The sequence below is a fragment of the Mycobacterium sp. P7213 genome, assembly GCF_900604305.1.
Classification (GTDB): Bacteria; Actinomycetota; Actinomycetes; order Mycobacteriales; family Mycobacteriaceae; genus Mycobacterium.
Genome location: NZ_UWOA01000122.1, coordinates 1 through 595 on the forward strand (window position 1 = coordinate 1; position 595 = coordinate 595).

Annotated in this window: 1 protein-coding gene and 2 pseudogenes; all 3 read left to right on the forward strand. The window is 61.0% G+C overall.

The window, feature by feature from the left end:
• Positions 1–50 precede the first annotated feature (50 nt).
• Positions 51–209 (forward strand): annotated as a pseudogene (locus EJK91_RS22070) (ESX secretion-associated protein EspG); the annotation flags it as partial.
• 22 nt (positions 210–231) lie between these two features.
• A pseudogene (locus EJK91_RS21495) lies at positions 232–423 on the forward strand (WXG100 family type VII secretion target); the annotation flags it as partial.
• 16 nt (positions 424–439) lie between these two features.
• Positions 440–595, forward strand: a 156-nt coding sequence (locus EJK91_RS21500; protein ID WP_206430463.1) for a WXG100 family type VII secretion target, incomplete at its 3' end; no start/stop codon positions are given.

The window sequence follows — 595 nt, forward strand, 5'->3', positions numbered from 1 at the left end:
TCCACTCCACTAGCCACGTCCAGCGAACAATCCGGTAGAGGAGGGTAGTGATGGACCCGAGCACTCGCACCGACATCACCGTCAACGTCGAGGGTTTCTGGATGCTGCAGGCACTGCTGGACATCCGCCACGTTGCTCCCGAGTTGCGGTGTCGTCCTTACGTTTCCACCGACTCAAGTGACTGGTTGTCGGAACACCCCGGGATGGCGGCGCGAACAGGGCATCGTCGTGTCTTCGACCAACATCTCCGGTGCGGGCTGGGGTGGTCTGGCGGAGCGGACCTCGATGGACACCATGGGTCAGATGCAGACCGCGTTTCGCAACATCGTGAACATGCTGCACGGGGTGCGGGATGGGTTGATTCGCGACGCTAACCACTACGAGCAGCAGGAAGCTGCTTCGCAGCAGATCCTGTCGAGCTAGAAGGGGAACTACGACTATGTCGATTAACTACCAGTTCGGTGATGTGGATGCCCACGGTGCGTTGATTCGTGCTCAGGCGGCGTCGTTGGAGGCTGAGCACCAGGCGATCGTGCACGATGTGCTGGCTGCCGGTGATTTCTGGGGTGGCGCGGGTTCGGTGGCGTGCCAGGAG